Here is a 16,817-nt window from a genome sequence, read left to right on the forward strand (position 1 = left end):
AACTAAATATTTAAAAGAAATTTGGGGAGTCCTTTTAATTGAATAAATATGTCGGAAACAATTTACATATTAAAATTCATAATTGAATATGTTTTTGCTCATATTTTTTATTCTAATGTGCAAACTTAGATCCTTTAAGTAAAAATCACTGTAGAACATTGAAAAACATCATGTAGAACTTGTACTACGCAAAAAATGCCAACCGCTACAGCAGTAAATACCCAACCTAGCAAGACTGAAGTGCTAATAAGAGATTTACAAGATCAAAAAGCCTTTTTCTGTTAGTTCTTCTTTTTCAACTGAACCCAACAATATTAAAAAATAGTCATCATTAGCTCCTTCTGGCTTATTCTTAAAAAATATTAATCAGTGCCATACGACAAAAAAAACAACTAACAATCAACAACTTACAAGCTACTAATTATTTTGTATCGCATAATTCTGAGTCTTAAAATCGCTAAAGATTTTACTGCCCATTTTTTTGATCTAAAATTGCCTTCTACTTTTGCGGAAAATTTTAAAACACGAATAAAATGAAAAATTTAATACTTACGTTGGTTTTTGCTAGCGCAATAACAACTTTAAGTGCTCAAAACAAAACTGAAAAAAGTACAACAACTGATTTTAATAAATGGTCTATTGAATTAGCCGGTGGTGTCAATAAGCCACAACGACCAATGTCTACTGGTTATTTCACTTCAACTCCAAGCCCTTATGTTGTTGATTTAGGAGTTCGATACATGTTTAACAATAAGTTTGGTTTGAAAGCTGACTTCGGATACAACAGCTTCCAAGGAAAAAACAATTCTATTGATTTTGATACTAAATATTACAGAGCTGACATTCAAGCTGTAGCCAACTTAGGAAGAATCATGAACTTTGAAACCTGGACCAACACCATTGGATTATTAGGTCATGCTGGTTTTGGATTGGCACAATTAGAAGATGAAAATTCTGCTTTAAAAGACAGAATGGGTAACTTTATGGCTGGTATAACTGGACAAATTAAATTATCCAATAGAATTGTTTTAACGGGTGATTTCACGACGATTCTAAATACAAAACAAGACCTAACTTTTGATGCAGCAAGCGCTGCTACGGCTAGAGGTTTTTCAGGAATTCTGTTTAATGGAACAGTTGGTTTGACAGTTTACCTAGGTAAAAATGAAAAGCATGCTGACTGGGTTGTTGCCAATGGAGGAGAAGTTGATGAATTGAAAAAAAGAATAGAAGATATTGAAACTTCTATGTTAGACACGGATAAAGATGGTGTAGCTGATTATTTAGATCAAGAGCCAAACACAATTTCTGGTGTTATGGTCAATACCAAAGGAAAATCAATTGATACAAATAACAACAACGTTCCTGACGAATTAGAAAGTTATTTATTAAAAACTTACGGAAGTAAAACGGATAAATCTCCTGTTTTAAGCAACAATGAATTGATCAAAAACTTAATCAACGGAGGTTATGTATGTACCTACTTTGACTTCAGTAAATCTACACCAACAAATGTCTCAACAGAAGGTATCGATTTTATCCTAAATTATTTAAGAAACAATCCTGATGCATCAGTTGACATCATTGGACATGCGGATGAAATAGGGAACTCTGCACAGAACAATAAATTATCTACCAACAGAGCCAATAGCGTTAAAAATGTATTGGTAAAAGCAAATATTAATCCATCTAGATTAAATGTTGTTGCAGCTGGTGAAGATACAACTGTTGATAAAGATTCAGAGGCTGCAAGAAAATTAGTTCGCAAAGTAACTTTTAGAGTAAAATAAATAAGAAACAAAGTCCTCCAAATGGTAAGTTAGATTCGAGAGTTGTATTTCCTGAATTTCTATAAATAGCTGGTAGACTATTACCATTAGAAAGCCCCATCAAACTATTTTTGATGGGGCTTTTGCCGTTAGCTTCGTTACACGAAATATTAGTCTACCTTTTAAAGATGTAAAGTGTTATCTTATGCATTTCACTCAAAAAAACATTCAATTATCACTCCATTTTTGTATGCATTTGCCATCCTTCTTTTTTTTGTTCATAAAAACTGAATTTCAAAAATTAGCTCTATAAACTACAACTGTTCAGAATATCTTCCGTCTACTAGTAACCAAAACACATCTTTTTAAATATCAAAAAAATAGATTTCTGGTCAATAATAGCTCAGTTTTACATCTTAAATGCAAAAAAACATTTTTAACTATAACCGAATTCTTCACGCTAATTTTAGTCACCTTATCCATAAACATCTAATTGTAAGTAAAATAACATATCAAATTACTATTTTATTAAAAAGAAAACAGTAATTTTAGGTGCCCCATTTGTAAAGTATTTCATCATAACTAAATCCTAATAGTATGAATCTTAAAATTTTACTTTTACGTCGTGTGTACCTGACCCTGTTAATTTTATGCACAACAACGGCATTTTCTCAATCTCAATGTTTTGAAATCCAAAGTATTTTAGTGGATGCCTGTGGTGCAGCTGAAGGATACGATGAAATGGTTCGCTTCAAAGTGGGAGACACTCCTCTAAACACAACCGATTTAGACGTAACATGGCCCAATACAAATATCAGTTGGAAAGGAGTGGTTCAGAATACCCTCACCGCTGTAATCACCAATAATTTAAATACTCTTGTTACAAATGCCGGCGGTTGTGGAAAAGTACTAGAGCCTACTGGTGGTGTATTACCTGCCAATGCTACCGTTATTCTAGTTACAAGTTATCTCATGACTACGGTGGCAAACCCATTTGGTCCTTTATCGGAGGATATCTATATCATCTTTCAAAATAATAGTACAGTAACAACAGGTCATTTTGCCAATTATTCAACTGGTACTCCAAATGATCGAACCTTATCCATGAATTTTGGAACTGGCTGTTCGGATTCAGTAGTGTATGACAAATCTCTCCTAATAAAACAAAATGGACTCCCTGGGGATGAAGATGGGGCTACTGTAGACTTTACTCCACAAGGAGTCGCTACTTACACTAATGCTGCATGCAAGGCACCAACACCTCCTTTTACCGTTGACGCTGGACCCGCGACTCTAACGGCTTGTGATGGATCAACCATTACTTTAAACGGTACTGCCGTAGGACAACAGTCCGTTAGCTGGTCGGCCTCTATTGGAAGTTTTTCATCCCCCACTACACTCATTACTAATTATACTATTCCGGCAGGATCAGCAGGACAAACTATTCCCATTACCTTAACAGCTACAAATAATTGTGGATTACAAATCACTGATATTATCAATTTAACCGTAACTGCAAATGTAACAACTGATTTTCCTACCAGCCTAACTTTATGTAGTGCTGATACAGCGCCTGTTTTAGCGCTTACTTCTCCTAATGGAATCACAGGAACTTGGAACCCAGCCACTATTAGCACCTCAGCTAACGGTAACTATACTTTTACTCCCAATGCCGGTCAGTGTGGCACAATAGTTACACTTGCCGTTACCATTACTCCTGCCATGGTACCAGATTTTCCAACATCTTTAACTTTATGCAGTACCGATACGGCCCCTGCCTTAGATACAACATCACCAAACGGAATTACAGGAACCTGGAATCCCACGACGATCAGTACAACTGCAAGCGGCACTTACACTTTTACTCCAAATCCAGGACCTTGCGCCGCCAAGGTTACATTAGCGGTCACCATAACGCCTCCCATAACACCTGATTTTGATACGGCCCTAACGCTATGCATAGCTGCTACGGCGCCTACTTTAGCCACTACCTCACCAAACGGAATCACGGGAAGCTGGAGCCCCGCCGCTATTGACAATACAACAAGTGGCAACTATACTTTTACTCCAAATGCAGGGCAGTGTGCCACTTCTGCTACATTAGTAGTCACCATTACTCCTGTAATAACCCCTGATTTTGCAACCTCCCTAACTTTATGTAGCGCTGACACACCGCCTACTTTAGCCACAACCTCTCCAAACGGAATCACAGGAACTTGGAGCCCCGCCACTATTGACAACACTACTAGTGGGAACTATACTTTTACGCCAAATGCCGGTGAGTGCGCCACTACTGCTACATTAGCAGTTACCATTACTCCTGCAATAGTACCCGATTTTGATACAGCCTTAACGTTATGCAGCACCGATACAGCTCCTGCTTTACAGCCAACTTCTCCCAATGGAATCATTGGAACTTGGAACCCCGCCACTATTAGTACCACTACAAGCGGTAGTTATACTTTTACTCCAAATACTGGTCAATGTGCCACTACTGCAACTCTAGCGGTTACCATAACTCCTGCATTAGTGCCGGATTTTGCAACATCCTTAACTTTATGCATTACGGATACAGCCCCAGCATTAGCTGCAGCATCGCCAAACGGAATCACAGGAACTTGGAATCCAGCCACTATTAGCACCACATCAAATGGCAGTTATACTTTCACTCCAAATGCGGGACAATGTGCCACTACTGCTACTCTAGCGGTCACCATCACTCCCGAAACAATACCCGATTTCGCAACAAGCCTAACTTTATGCATTACGGATACAGCCCCTACTTTAGCCACAACATCACCAAACGGAATTACGGGAACTTGGAATCCTGCTACTATTAATACCACAGTAAGTGGCAATTATACTTTTACTCCAAATGTCGGACAATGTGCTACCACAGCTACTCTAGCGGTTACCATCACTCCCGAAACAATTCCTGATTTTGCAACGAACTTAACTTTATGCAGCACTGATGCAGCACCGACTTTAGAACCGACTTCTCCTAATGGAATAACAGGTACCTGGAGTCCCGCTACTATTAGCACTTCTACAAGTGACACTTATACCTTTACTCCGAATGCCGGACAATGTGCTACCACCGCTACACTAGCAGTTACCATAACTCCTGCAACAACACCTGATTTTGCAACCATCCTAACTTTATGCTCAAGTGCTACAGCCCCTGCTTTAGGCACAACATCGCCAAACGGAATTACAGGAACTTGGAACCCAGCAACTATTAGTACCACAGCGAGTGGCAGTTATACTTTCACTCCAGATGTCGGACAATGTGCTACCACAGCTACACTAGCAGTTACTATAACTCCTGCAACAACGCCTGATTTTGCAACCATCCTAACTTTATGCTCAAGCGATACAACCCCTGCTTTAGGTACAACATCGCCAAACGGAATTACAGGATCTTGGAACCCAGCTTCTATTAGTACCACAGCTAACGGGACTTATATTTTTACTCCAGATCCCGGACAATGTGCTACCACCGCTACACTAGCAGTTACCATAACTCCTGAGACAACACCTGATTTCACAACGTCCTTAACTTTATGCAACGGTGCTACAGCACCTGCTTTAGCCACAACATCGCCAAACGGAATTACAGGAACCTGGAATCCAGCTACTATTAGTAATACAGCTGACGCTACTTATACCTTTACAGCAAATGCTGGTCAGTGTGCCACTACTGCTACACTAGTGGTTACCATCACTCGTGCCATTACACCTGATTTTGCAACGACCCTAACTTTATGCAGCACCGACACAGCACCTGCTTTAGCCACAACATCACCAAATGGAATTACAGGAACCTGGAGTCCTGCTAGTATTAGCATTACCGCTAGCGGCAGTTATACTTTTACGCCCAATCTCGGACAATGTGGTACAACTGCTACACTAGCAGTCACCATAACACCGGCAATCAAACCTAATTTTAGCACGACTCTAACTTTATGCAACAACGCCGTGGCGCCTACTTTAGCCACTACATCACCAAACGGAATTACAGGAACTTGGAATCCAGCCATTATCAGCACCACCGCTAATGCTACTTATACTTTTAGTCCGAATGCCGGACAATGTGCGACGACTACAACTTTGGCCGTTACGATCAATTCCTTTGCATATTCCATCACACAAGATTGTATTGACAATGAGTATTTAATAAAAGTCCAAGCAGATCCTACTAATTCTTCCCAAGATTTGACCTATACATGGATTGATCAAAATGGAAATCAAGTAGGTGATAATAATTCAACTTTTAATTTTACATCCTATATTGAAAAATCACTTGATAAACCAATGCTACCACTACAGTTCAAGGTTATAGTCGGCAATGGCAGCTGCGATACTGAAGAAACCTTTGTTATAAAGAATAATTTATGTGGTCTACCTAATATCATTACACCCAATGGAGATGGTATAAATGATTCTTTCGACCTAACTTCTTTCAATGTAAGCAAGGTTCTTATTTTTAATAGATGGGGTTCAGAAGTATTTAATTTTGCTGGTAAATATGAAGACCAATGGAAAGGCCAATGGAAAGAAGGAACTAAGCTCCCAACGGGTACTTATTTTTACCTCATATCTAATGATAATGGAGATGAAAGGGCAAGTTGGGTCTTTTTGAGCTATTAAAATAGTCCCCTAAATATTGGGAGACTGCTAAAAAATTTATTACTTCATCGATTACGGGATTCTTCCTTTCTACAAAAAAAGGCATGAAAATCAATGATTTTCATGCCTTTTTTCACTACCAAACTTCGCGTAAAGTCTATTGATATACTTTTACCCAATCAATGATCATTTGCACAGGTAATTGATCTGGATTTATTTTTCCAACCCAACTACCTCCCAATTGCTGATCAATCATCACATAAAAAGGTTGATCATACGGCCACTGGCTACTGTCTACATCTAGTTTTCGTGGATATCGGAATGTCTCTACTCCATTCAAAGTAAATACCAATTTATCTGGATACCATTCCAATCCAAATGTATTGAACTCCCCTATATTCAGTTTTGCTGTTCCACCATGGGGAGGGTTCGTTTTTTCTTTTAAATCAAGAGTATAGTACGAATGGGTTGTTTGATAAATAATATCATCCATATTGAGGTGCTCCATAATATCAATCTCTCCATTTTTCGGATACTTGCCATACTTATCTTTTTCAGCTAGCATCCACATCGCAGGCCATGCACCCTCTGCACACTCTAGCTTAGCATATATTTCTATTTTACCATACTGAAAAGCAAATTTGCCTTTGGTATAAACCCCACCGGTAAGATAAGGCCTTGGGTCCTTTGAAATATCCGGATTTTTAATACCCTTTAAGTATAATTTCCCACCTGACTGATCATAGCAATCAGCATTACTACTCATATGCCTATTCCAATCGCTTGTACCTGATGGAATTTTACTCCATTTAGTACTGTCCATAACAGCCCCATTAAAGTCATCTTCCCATACCAGTTTCCATTTCGTGTTTTCTCTTCCTTCTTTTTGCAAATAGATGTACTGCTCGCTCTTAGGGGTATGCACCGTTTTACAAGAAGAAAATAAAAGCAGTCCCAAACATACAATTGGTAAAAATTTATTCATCATTGGTTTAAGTTTTGTACTCCTCACTTTGTAAGAAGAGTTTTTATTAAGATTGATCGAAAATATAAAAATAGTCCGAAATCTATTGAATTCGACAAGCATTAAAATAATGTGGCGGATAATTTAAAAAACAAAACAGTATGGTTTATAATATTTATCCTGAAAAGACAGAATATCATATAAACCATACCGTTTTATACCTTGCTTATTTAATATAAATATCCAAAATTTCACATAGTTTCCTTTGTAACCTTAAATTATAAAGTGCCTAATTTAGAATACCTATTGTTTCAAATTACCAACCAGGATTTTGTTTATATCCTGCCAATGTCATTTGATTTAACGGAATCGGTAGCAAATAATCTCTATCCGTTTTAAATTTATATCCGGCCGACATAGACGAAACATTTTGATAAGGTTCAACATATCCGTCACTATTGGCATTGTAAATTGAAATCCCAGGAACTGACTCCCATTGTGCTTTCTTAGCTCCCAACGGTTTTTTTCCACTGATCAATTCGTCGGCAGCTGCCCATCTCCAGATGTCGTCATGACGAAACCCTTCTACAGCTAATTCAATACGTCGCTCTCTTCTTATTTCGTTAAGTACTGGGGACAATGTAGGAAACGACCATTTTGGGTCATTGGCTATCATACCTAAAACTAATTTTGGCATTTGAACTCTTTCACGTAATTTATTAATTGATACTTCTAAATCCGCTTGAGTTAAAGTACCAAGCTCTGCTTTTGCTTCAGCATAAGTTAACAGAACCTCAGCATATCTGAAAAAGATAAGTCCCATATCTCCCATACCGTTGAATTGCTTAGCATAGCTAGGATCACTGCCTTTATATCTTTGAAAACCAGTGGAACATTTATCTTCCGTTGCCCCCTCTACTGCTGGGTGTAAAAACTGCTGGTCAGGCAATCCATTGGGTCTATTGATGGTGATAGGATGTTGACCGTCATTTACACATACCGTTTGATTTAATCTCGGATCTCTATTGGTAACAATGTCTATCAAAGTCTCATCTCCTTTATAAAGTGGGCTTGCACTGATAGGCAAACCGTCCTTACATAAATAATCATCAACCAAACTTTTAGTCAATCCCTTACCTGTACCTAAAGCCCCGTATTGTGCCCAACGATTTGTAAAGTTAGCCGCTACATCATATCTTCTCCAAAACATGATTTCTTTACTCGTACTGTAATCGGACTGGTTAAAAAGTGACCAATATCCTTTCACTTGACCTGAAGCAGTGTTATCTAAAGCAAATATACCTGAATCAATAATCGCTTTTGATGTGGCCGCAGCTTTAGCTAAATATTTATCCCCATTAGAACCTTCCACTCCAAAAGGAGTTCCGGCATGGTATTTTTCCCAGGTACCTTCATATAAAGCGATTCTAGCTTGTAAAGCCATGGCTACTTCCTTATATACACGATTGCTTCCTGAACCACTTTTTGAAGGCAAATATTGAATTGCTTTGTCTAAATCTGCTAAAATATTATCCGCAATTATACCTCTGGAAACCCTTGGTGCATTTAACAAATCAACATCAGTTGGAGTAACTACTTTATCTATCCAAGGTAAATTCCCGAACTTTTTCATTAAATCAAAGTATAAAAGCGATCTAAAATAATACGCTTCTCCTACATGCTCCTTAATGACATCAAAACTCTCTGTGCTTTTGGTGTAGTTGGCTAGAAAATAATTCACATTTCTAATTCTTCCCCATTCACCAGTACCCCATCCTCCTCCAGAAGATGGAACGATACGTTCCCCGTTAAGTATAGTACCGCTAAAAGATATATGCACCATATTATCAGTTCCCTCATCGGCATCTAAACCATAAATTCCTTGGGTCATAAAACCTTGATAAGAAGGCAGGAAATTATTGTAAAAATTATTTACATACAGTTGCAAATCATTCTTTGTCTTCCAGAATTCACCGTCGCTAATATTCGTCTCAGGAGAACGATCCAAAAAGTCATCATCTTCACAGGAAGTAAAGACAAAAAGAATAACTAGCATTACATTAAAATATTTTATTAATCTCATGATTATCTATTTTTTAAATTATTAGTTTTTACAGCGTAAGATTGATTCCCATAGCAAAACTTCTCTGTAACGGATATACTTTAGCATCATCAAATGCATTCTCAGGATCTAATGCTGAGTGATCATCCATCTTAGTAAAAGTGGCTAAATTGTCAATACTTAAGTAAAATCTTAATTTCTCAATTCTTGCTTGACCTATTACGCTTTTAGGAAGCGTATACCCAATTTGTAGATTTTTAATACGCATATAAGCTGCATTCACTAAATACTTGGTTTGCGCTTCTGTATTTCTCCAGTTACCGCTTCCTCCTATGTATGCCTTAGGAAAGAAACCGTTTGGATTATCTTCCGACCATCTGTCTAAATGCTCTGTAAATAAAGAACTTTGCCATTCACTACCGGTAACTCCAAAAAACATATTACTATTTGTAAAGTAATCTCTTTGTCCAACTCCTTGAATAAACAAACTGAAATCGAAATTTTTCCAACTAGCATCAGTAAACAAACTGTAACTATATCTTGGAGTAGAGTTTCCAATTATTACTTTGTCACCTGTATCACCAAGTTTATCATTACCCCAGTCTACTTTTCCATCTCCATTTACATCTACATATTTGATATCTCCTGGACTCCAATTCGATAAATTAAACTGTTTCACATTGGCTAAATCATCATCCGCTGTAAAATAACGGTCCGTTTTGTATCCCCATATATTCCCCATTTGCTCTCCTTCATACCAGTTGTTAATTAATTTATCTGGATTTGGAAATTTAGTAACACGCCCAGTGTAATCACTTAAAACACCTCTAAGCCCGTATTTAAACTCTCCAATATTATCCCTCCAAGACAAAGTCAATTCAAAACCTTTGGTTTCCATAGCAGCACTGTTTGTTCTAGGAGCAGCTGTTCCCAATACACTTGGCAATTCTTGTGCAGGTCCTATGTAATCCGACATTTTTCTGGTATACATATCGAAATTTGCCGTAAGCCTGTTGTTTAAAAAAGTAGCATCAACTCCAAAGTTCTTTGTGGTTGCGGTAATCCAAGTTAAACTAGGATCTACCAGACCTGGCGTGTTTACGTAAGGTTGCCTTCCTGATCCAAAAAACCAGTTGCTTGAGTTAGGAGCAACCGTTCCCAAACTTGGGTAGAAAGGGTAGTTCCCTAAAAGATCTGCAGCCTGATCACCTAAAGAACCATAAGATCCTCTAAACTTAAGTGTGTTCACCACATTCGATATGCCTTCCGTCCAAAAATTTTCCTTATTCACATTCCATCCAATAGAAACACCTGGATAGGTTTTCCAACGAACTTCTTTTAAGAAACGGGATGAACCATCACGACGTCCAGTAACTTCCAATAGATACTTATCATCATATGAATAATTAAGTCTTCCGAAATATCCTTGAACTGCTAATTTAGAAGAGCCATCAGAAACTGAAGGCGTTGCACCGTAAGTTGTTGAAATCGATGGTATTTTATCAGAGTATAAATTAGTATTATAACCGTACAATGAAGTATACGTTGTTAACTCCTGAACATATCCTGCTAAGAGTTTAAAACTGTGTTTTTTAATTTCAAAGTCATAATTGGTAAAGGCATTGACAATTGCCTTCTGATTCTTTGCAGAGAATCTACTAAAACTATTTGGAGCAGTTCCAGAAATAGCCTGAAGCGTACCACTAGGCATCGCAGTGAAAAGTGTTTTAGTGTGGTTCGTTTGATTGTTAAACTCACCATCAAAAGTATAATTTACTGTAGCATTCCACTTACTGGTAAATTTCGTTACAATCTCACCTGTTAATACTGGTTTGTCCTTAGTCTCAATAAATCTTCCCCCGTCTCTCATCAATAAAATATCACTTTCATCTGAAATACCACCGTTAGGCGTGTATAGCGCAAGGTTTGGGTGTTTACGTCCTATTTGATGCATATAATTCCCACCGGTTTTACCTGAATATGTACTAGGGGTGTTTAATCTATCCTGAGAGTATGCTCCTCTAAAATTGAATGTTAACCAATTGTTTACTTTACTTGACAAATTAGTACGAATATTGTAACGTCTATAGGCATCATTACCGTATCTGTACATCCCTTCCTTCTCATTGTATCCTAAACCAACATAATAACTGGAGTTTTCAGTAGCACCTGTAATCCCTAGATTATGTTGCTGACTCATCGAATGGTCTTTAAAATAAATTTTAAACCAATCATTATTTCCATTGGCTGCTCCCCAATTTAACCAAGAATCTCCTGTTGGAGAAGCCATAGTCTCAGTAGCAAGAGTCCCATTTTGATATGCTTTCATTCGATCAATAGCATCTTGACTGAAAAAAGGAGATCCTCCACCGTTTAAAGCAGATTGGTTATAAATTTTTGCAAAATCCAAGGAATTCAACATTTTAGGAACACCTAGTGGTGAGTCGATAGTTAAATTACTATTGTAAGTTACCGAAACTGCTTGCCCTTTTTTTCCTTGTTTTGTCTTAATCAAGATCACCCCATAAGGTGCGCTTGACCCATAAACGGCTGACGCTGCTGCATCTTTAATTACAGAAATACTTTCTACGTCATTGGCATTAATTGCGTTGATATCACCTCCTTGAATTCCGTCAATAACAATCAATGGAGATCCAGAAGTTCCTAGTCCAGTAAATCCTCGAATATTGATTTTTTGTGTTGCATTTGGAGCTCCGCCACTACTGGTAATATTCAAACCTCCAATAGCCCCTTGCAAACCTTGTGACAATCTCGTTATGGGTCTATCTTTCAATATCTTTGAATCAATTTGAGTCACTGATCCTGTCAGATTAACTTTTTTCTGAGTACCGTATCCTACCACAATTACTTCCTGCATAAGCTGAGTTTCAGCTTTTAGAACAATCTTTAAAGTACTATTGTTACTAATTTTCTCTTCTTGATTTGTGAAACCCATATAGGAAAAAACCAATACATCGCCTAAATCTCCTTGAATAGAAAAGTTACCGTCAGCATCTGTAATGGCACCTTTTTTAGTGTTTTTATTGGTCACACTCACACCAATCAAGGGTATACCACCTTCATCAACAACTTTACCCCTAAGGTCACTTTCGATCTCCATTACCGCTCCTTCTGCGGTATTTTGAACGTTTCCCAAGCTACCGTTTTTATTCAAAATAATTTGATTATTTCGCAATACTTGAAACTCAATATTTCGAGGCTCAAGTATTTTTCTAAGCACTTCTCCTAGTGTTTCATTTTTAAATTCCGCATTAACACTGAATTTGGAAGACACTACTTCTTTATGATAGGAAAAAGTAACATCCACTTGTTTTTCAATACTTTGAAGTACTGATTTAATATTTCCATTTTTTATGGAAATAGAAACACGCTCTCCTAATGGTCCCTGTTCGTATACACTCTCGGCATAACTCGTATTGATTGTTATAGCCATTAGGACAAGCTGTATGAAGGTGATTTTCATTATCTTAAAAATCCTTTTGCTGCTAAAAATTTTAGACATACTTTTGTTTTTTTGTTAGTTGATGACAAAATTAATTTTATCTATTGCCGCCAAGCAATAGTGATTCTTTAAGGGGAAAGATGTTGTAGCATCTTTTCCTTTTTTTTGCTCCTCTCTTTACAATGGTTTTTCTCTTTTCATATTTAAGTGGTTTGGTTAAAAATTGGTTTAGTTAAAAATTTGTTTATTTAAAATTGGTTTAATTACATCCTGGGGCTTCGATCACTATTTGAGCATCCACTTCTTTATAAGTTCCTCCAATAATCCCACAAATAAGATCCAGTTCATTGTACAGTGATTTATCTACTAATCGTGTTGTTATATAGCAATCTGCTAAAACCTCTTCGTTATAAATTATTTTGACACCATAGCGTTTTTCAATCACTTCAAAAACTTCACTTATCGCTACTTCGTCAAATTCAACTGGCAATCTATCTAGTAATGGTACGGGCGACTGCACGAGGCTCTTGCTTAGATTTTTATCGCCTCTGCTATAGGTAGCCTGCTGGTTAGGCATTAAAACGATGCCGTTGGTTTCTGGATCCGAAAGGTTTACACTCCGCTGATTATACACTGAGACCTTTCCTGTTCTTACTTTCACAAGGACTTTTTTCTCTTTATCAAAAGCCTGAATTCTAAAACTGGTTCCCAAAACCTTGGTCACAATCTCATTGGCATAAACATAAAAAGGTTTATTTGGATTTTTAGCAATCTCAAAAAAGGCTTCTCCGCTCAAAATGACCGTTCTTTTGTTTTTGTCAAAATGTACAGGAAAACTCAATTTGCTATTTTTTTCCAACGTAATGACACTACCATCTTCCAAAACCACTTTTAGAGGTTCTTCATTTAGATTTATTCGCTCTATAAAAGCACTTTTATCCCCAATTGATGCAACCAAATCTTCATAGCTAACATCTCCTTTACCTTGATTATTCCATACTATTGAACCTATTCCCAACATAACAATAATACTTGCCACCCATCTGAAAACCGATTTCCTCCACAAGCTTCTGGTAGGTTTTTCGACTACCTCATCCATAGAAATATTTTTAGAGATCCTGTTCCAAACCAGTTCTTGATCTAACTCCACTACCTGCTTACCCTCAATTTTATTAATTTCCAAAATAAGTTGATAGGCTTCATCCATCAAACCAGCTTTCATTGGATAATCCATTAAAAATTGCTCCCATAAGAAGCTATTTTCCCCAAAGAGAACCCATTGAACAAATGAATCGTCGTCTAAAAAATCTTGTATCGTATTGTAGTTTTGTTTCATTTTAATAGTAGCGAATAATCCCTATTTAATTAGAAGTAATGATTTCTTTAAAAAGTAACCATTGAAATTGAAGTTTTTTTTAACAAATATTTAACTAGCTCATAATCAACAGCAATCAACCTAAATTAATTTGTTTATTTTACGATCTATCATAGAAATTAAGGCCTCATTTTGAGACATGCAAAAAAAGAAACCCTTGTTAGAAAGTGATTTTAAATGAATAAGTATTGAAATTGTGCTAAGAAAAAAACAAAAGAGGAATGATTAAAATTGTTTTTTTTAGGGAAACCCTCAATATAGCATAGGCTTTAGACAATAGATTTTTAACTACCTGTTTTGGTATGTCCATGATCTGGGAAGCATCGTCCAAACTCAACCCTTGATAGAAACGCAAATGAATAGCTTCGGCTTGACGCTTACTTAAATTAGCAAGTGATTTTTGAATTGCTTGCGCTTTTATTTCACTAGATTCCTTGTCTATAGACTCTTGCTCTAAAGACAACGTGGAAAGATAATCTAAAAAGTCATCAACGTTTTGGGCTCCCTCAAAAATATCTTTTTGAATAGTACGGTTAAATTGATTCCGAATGGCTCGGAATAAATAAAATTTAACATTATCAACATCGCTTAAATATTCCTTTCTTCGCCATAGATCAACAAACAAATCATGTATAGCATCTTCAACTAAAAACGTATCCGAACTGAGATGAAAACCATAACTTCCTAAAACTTTAAAATACTTTTTATACAAAAGTTCAAAAGCCTCTTCATCTCCCCTTTTGAATGACTTCCAAAGTAAGGAATCATCTAATCCGTCTGTCTCGTTAGCTAAGTTTTTCAAGAAAATATTTACCGTTATTATGATGAGGGTTATGTTTTTTATAAACTTTAATTAATCCAACTGCATCTTTAAAAATGCAGCATTATTATTAAATTTTTTTATAAAATCAAACATATAACAGTTTGTATTAAATATAAACCAATACCTACCAGTTTTTCTTGCGGTATGCGTAAAAAAACACCTAAATAAGAATAATCCTAAAAACCTATTTTTATTTTAGGCAAAAACTAAGGATAATACTTGTTATACAAGACTGTTAAAACCGACCACAATCGATATATCATACAAATGCATCTGTAATTAAAAGCGAAATGGTATGATTTATTGTAGCTACCTTAAAAGATAAAACACTAAATATCATACCGTTTATATACATCCCACAAAAAAGTTATTCTTCTTTCAATAGCTGTTTTCATCTTAGACCATCCAATTGATCGATTCATTATTTAAGTTTCCAATTCATTTACTGGAAGTCTTTTCTTCCCTTTTTATGCAGCCAATTATCCATTTCATTTGGATCTTTTCTTTACAAATTATAAACTCCTCTCAGATCCAGCACCATTAGTAGTATAACCTGATTTACAACAAAATTTTCATATCAAGAAAACCCATCTTTAATCACAACTCTATTTGAATCCACACACGCATATCACATAGTGCGATTTGAATAAATAAACGTTATACAAAACCATCCGCAAGCAAACGAAATTTTAGTCATGCATGTACATCTATAATAGTAAGAGAAGAAAGAGTAAGAATGTTAATGGGGGGCAAATTGAAAAAAAAATAACAAATAAAAAAAAACCTCCAAATATATTGAATATATATTGGAGGTTCTGTGAACGCAGAAGGATTCGAACCTTCGACCGCCTGCTTAGAAGGCAGGTGCTCTATCCAGCTGAGCTATGCATCCATTTGTTTTTAAACTCTATGGAAAAGTTTTAGTCGGGGTGGCAGGATTCGAACCTGCGGCCTCCTGCTCCCAAAGCAGGCGCGATAACCGGGCTACGCTACACCCCGAAAAGCAATATTTTATGCGGAGAGACAGGGACTCGAACCCTGGCACCGATCACTCGATGACAGTTTAGCAAACTGCTCCATTACCACTCTGGCACCTCTCCAAGCTCAAGAAAACGAGTTCTATTTTGCGATTGTAATTTAAGACAACATTAGTTTGTCCTAGTGTGAACGCAGAAGGATTCGAACCTTCGACCGCCTGCTTAGAAGGCAGGTGCTCTATCCAGCTGAGCTATGCATCCATTTTTATTCTAACTTACTCAAACTGTACTGATTGGAAAAACAGCACGTTTGTATAACAAAAAACCCGCTTTTTTAGCGGGTTTTAGTGTGAACGCAGAAGGATTCGAACCTTCGACCGCCTGCTTAGAAGGCAGGTGCTCTATCCAGCTGAGCTATGCGTCCATTTGTTTTTAAACTCTATGGAAAAGTTTTAGTCGGGGTGGCAGGATTCGAACCTGCGGCCTCCTGCTCCCAAAGCAGGCGCGATAACCGGGCTACGCTACACCCCGAAAAGCAATATTTTATGCGGAGAGACAGGGACTCGAACCCTGGCACCGATCACTCGATGACAGTTTAGCAAACTGCTCCATTACCACTCTGGCACCTCTCCAAGCTCAAGAAAACGTGTTCTGTTTTGCGGTTGCAAATCTAAGACAACATTATATTTCTCGCAACTATTTTTGTGCTTTTTTTAATCTTTTTTCGAACTTTTTTTAAAAACACTTCACAATCA

The 16,817-nt window shown here is 37.0% G+C and carries 7 protein-coding genes and 7 tRNA genes; 2 read left to right on the forward strand and 12 right to left on the reverse strand.

The genetic code is table 11. The features are described from left to right. Positions 1-533 precede the first annotated feature (533 nt). Together AC51AA_RS07380 and AC51AA_RS07385 are read left to right on the forward strand one after the other, a co-directional pair. Positions 534-1,790, forward strand: a complete 1,257-nt coding sequence (locus AC51AA_RS07380; protein WP_500705255.1) for an OmpA family protein — start codon at positions 534-536, stop codon at positions 1,788-1,790. Positions 1,791-2,366: 576 nt separating this feature from the next. Then, on the forward strand, positions 2,367-6,419 hold the full coding sequence (locus tag AC51AA_RS07385; RefSeq protein WP_500705257.1) for a T9SS type B sorting domain-containing protein: 4,053 nt from the start codon (positions 2,367-2,369) through the stop codon (positions 6,417-6,419). A 136-nt stretch (positions 6,420-6,555) separates the two neighbouring features. Here the strand turns inward: AC51AA_RS07385 and AC51AA_RS07390 are convergent, their stop codons facing one another. The 12 genes from AC51AA_RS07390 to AC51AA_RS07445 form a co-directional block, all read right to left on the reverse strand. Next, complete coding sequence (locus AC51AA_RS07390) at positions 6,556-7,386, reverse strand: glycoside hydrolase family 16 protein (protein ID WP_500705259.1); 831 nt, start codon at positions 7,384-7,386, stop codon at positions 6,556-6,558. Positions 7,387-7,678: 292 nt separating this feature from the next. Next, complete coding sequence (locus tag AC51AA_RS07395) at positions 7,679-9,445, reverse strand: RagB/SusD family nutrient uptake outer membrane protein (RefSeq protein ID WP_500705261.1); 1,767 nt, start codon at positions 9,443-9,445, stop codon at positions 7,679-7,681. A 28-nt stretch (positions 9,446-9,473) separates the two neighbouring features. Beyond that, positions 9,474-12,947 carry a TonB-dependent receptor gene (locus AC51AA_RS07400; RefSeq protein WP_500705263.1) on the reverse strand — a complete coding sequence of 1,158 codons (3,474 nt, stop codon included), beginning with the start codon at positions 12,945-12,947 and terminating at the stop codon, positions 9,474-9,476. A gap of 199 nt (positions 12,948-13,146) precedes the next feature. After that, complete coding sequence (locus tag AC51AA_RS07405) at positions 13,147-14,223, reverse strand: FecR family protein (RefSeq protein WP_500705265.1); 1,077 nt, start codon at positions 14,221-14,223, stop codon at positions 13,147-13,149. A 238-nt stretch (positions 14,224-14,461) separates the two neighbouring features. Further along, entirely contained in the window at positions 14,462-15,064 is a 603-nt protein-coding gene (locus AC51AA_RS07410) for an RNA polymerase sigma factor (RefSeq protein WP_500705267.1), read from the reverse strand. 839 nt (positions 15,065-15,903) lie between these two features. Next, positions 15,904-15,977 (reverse strand) — tRNA-Arg (locus AC51AA_RS07415). 32 nt (positions 15,978-16,009) lie between these two features. Beyond that, positions 16,010-16,084, reverse strand: a tRNA-Pro gene (locus AC51AA_RS07420). Between the two features lie 17 nt (positions 16,085-16,101). Then, positions 16,102-16,185, reverse strand: a tRNA-Ser gene (locus AC51AA_RS07425). Positions 16,186-16,249: 64 nt separating this feature from the next. Further along, positions 16,250-16,323: transfer RNA gene (locus tag AC51AA_RS07430), tRNA-Arg, on the reverse strand. Positions 16,324-16,412: 89 nt separating this feature from the next. After that, positions 16,413-16,486, reverse strand: a tRNA-Arg gene (locus tag AC51AA_RS07435). A gap of 32 nt (positions 16,487-16,518) precedes the next feature. Beyond that, a tRNA-Pro gene (locus tag AC51AA_RS07440) sits at positions 16,519-16,593 on the reverse strand. A 17-nt stretch (positions 16,594-16,610) separates the two neighbouring features. Continuing rightward, a tRNA-Ser gene (locus tag AC51AA_RS07445) sits at positions 16,611-16,694 on the reverse strand. Positions 16,695-16,817: the final 123 nt, after the last annotated feature.

The organism is Flavobacterium sp. OHVDL-2026-0007 (assembly GCF_059882335.1).

Excerpts from the sequence above, each read along its gene's own strand:
- AC51AA_RS07380 (WP_500705255.1), top strand. The coding sequence starts at position 534 with ATGAAAAATTTAATACTTACGTTGGTTTTTGCTAGCGCAATAACAACT.
- AC51AA_RS07385 (WP_500705257.1), top strand. The coding sequence starts at position 2,367 with ATGAATCTTAAAATTTTACTTTTACGTCGTGTGTACCTGACCCTGTTA.
- AC51AA_RS07390 (WP_500705259.1), bottom strand. The coding sequence starts at position 7,386 with ATGATGAATAAATTTTTACCAATTGTATGTTTGGGACTGCTTTTATTT.
- AC51AA_RS07395 (WP_500705261.1), bottom strand. The coding sequence starts at position 9,445 with ATGAGATTAATAAAATATTTTAATGTAATGCTAGTTATTCTTTTTGTC.
- AC51AA_RS07400 (WP_500705263.1), bottom strand. The coding sequence starts at position 12,947 with ATGTCTAAAATTTTTAGCAGCAAAAGGATTTTTAAGATAATGAAAATC.
- AC51AA_RS07405 (WP_500705265.1), bottom strand. The coding sequence starts at position 14,223 with ATGAAACAAAACTACAATACGATACAAGATTTTTTAGACGACGATTCA.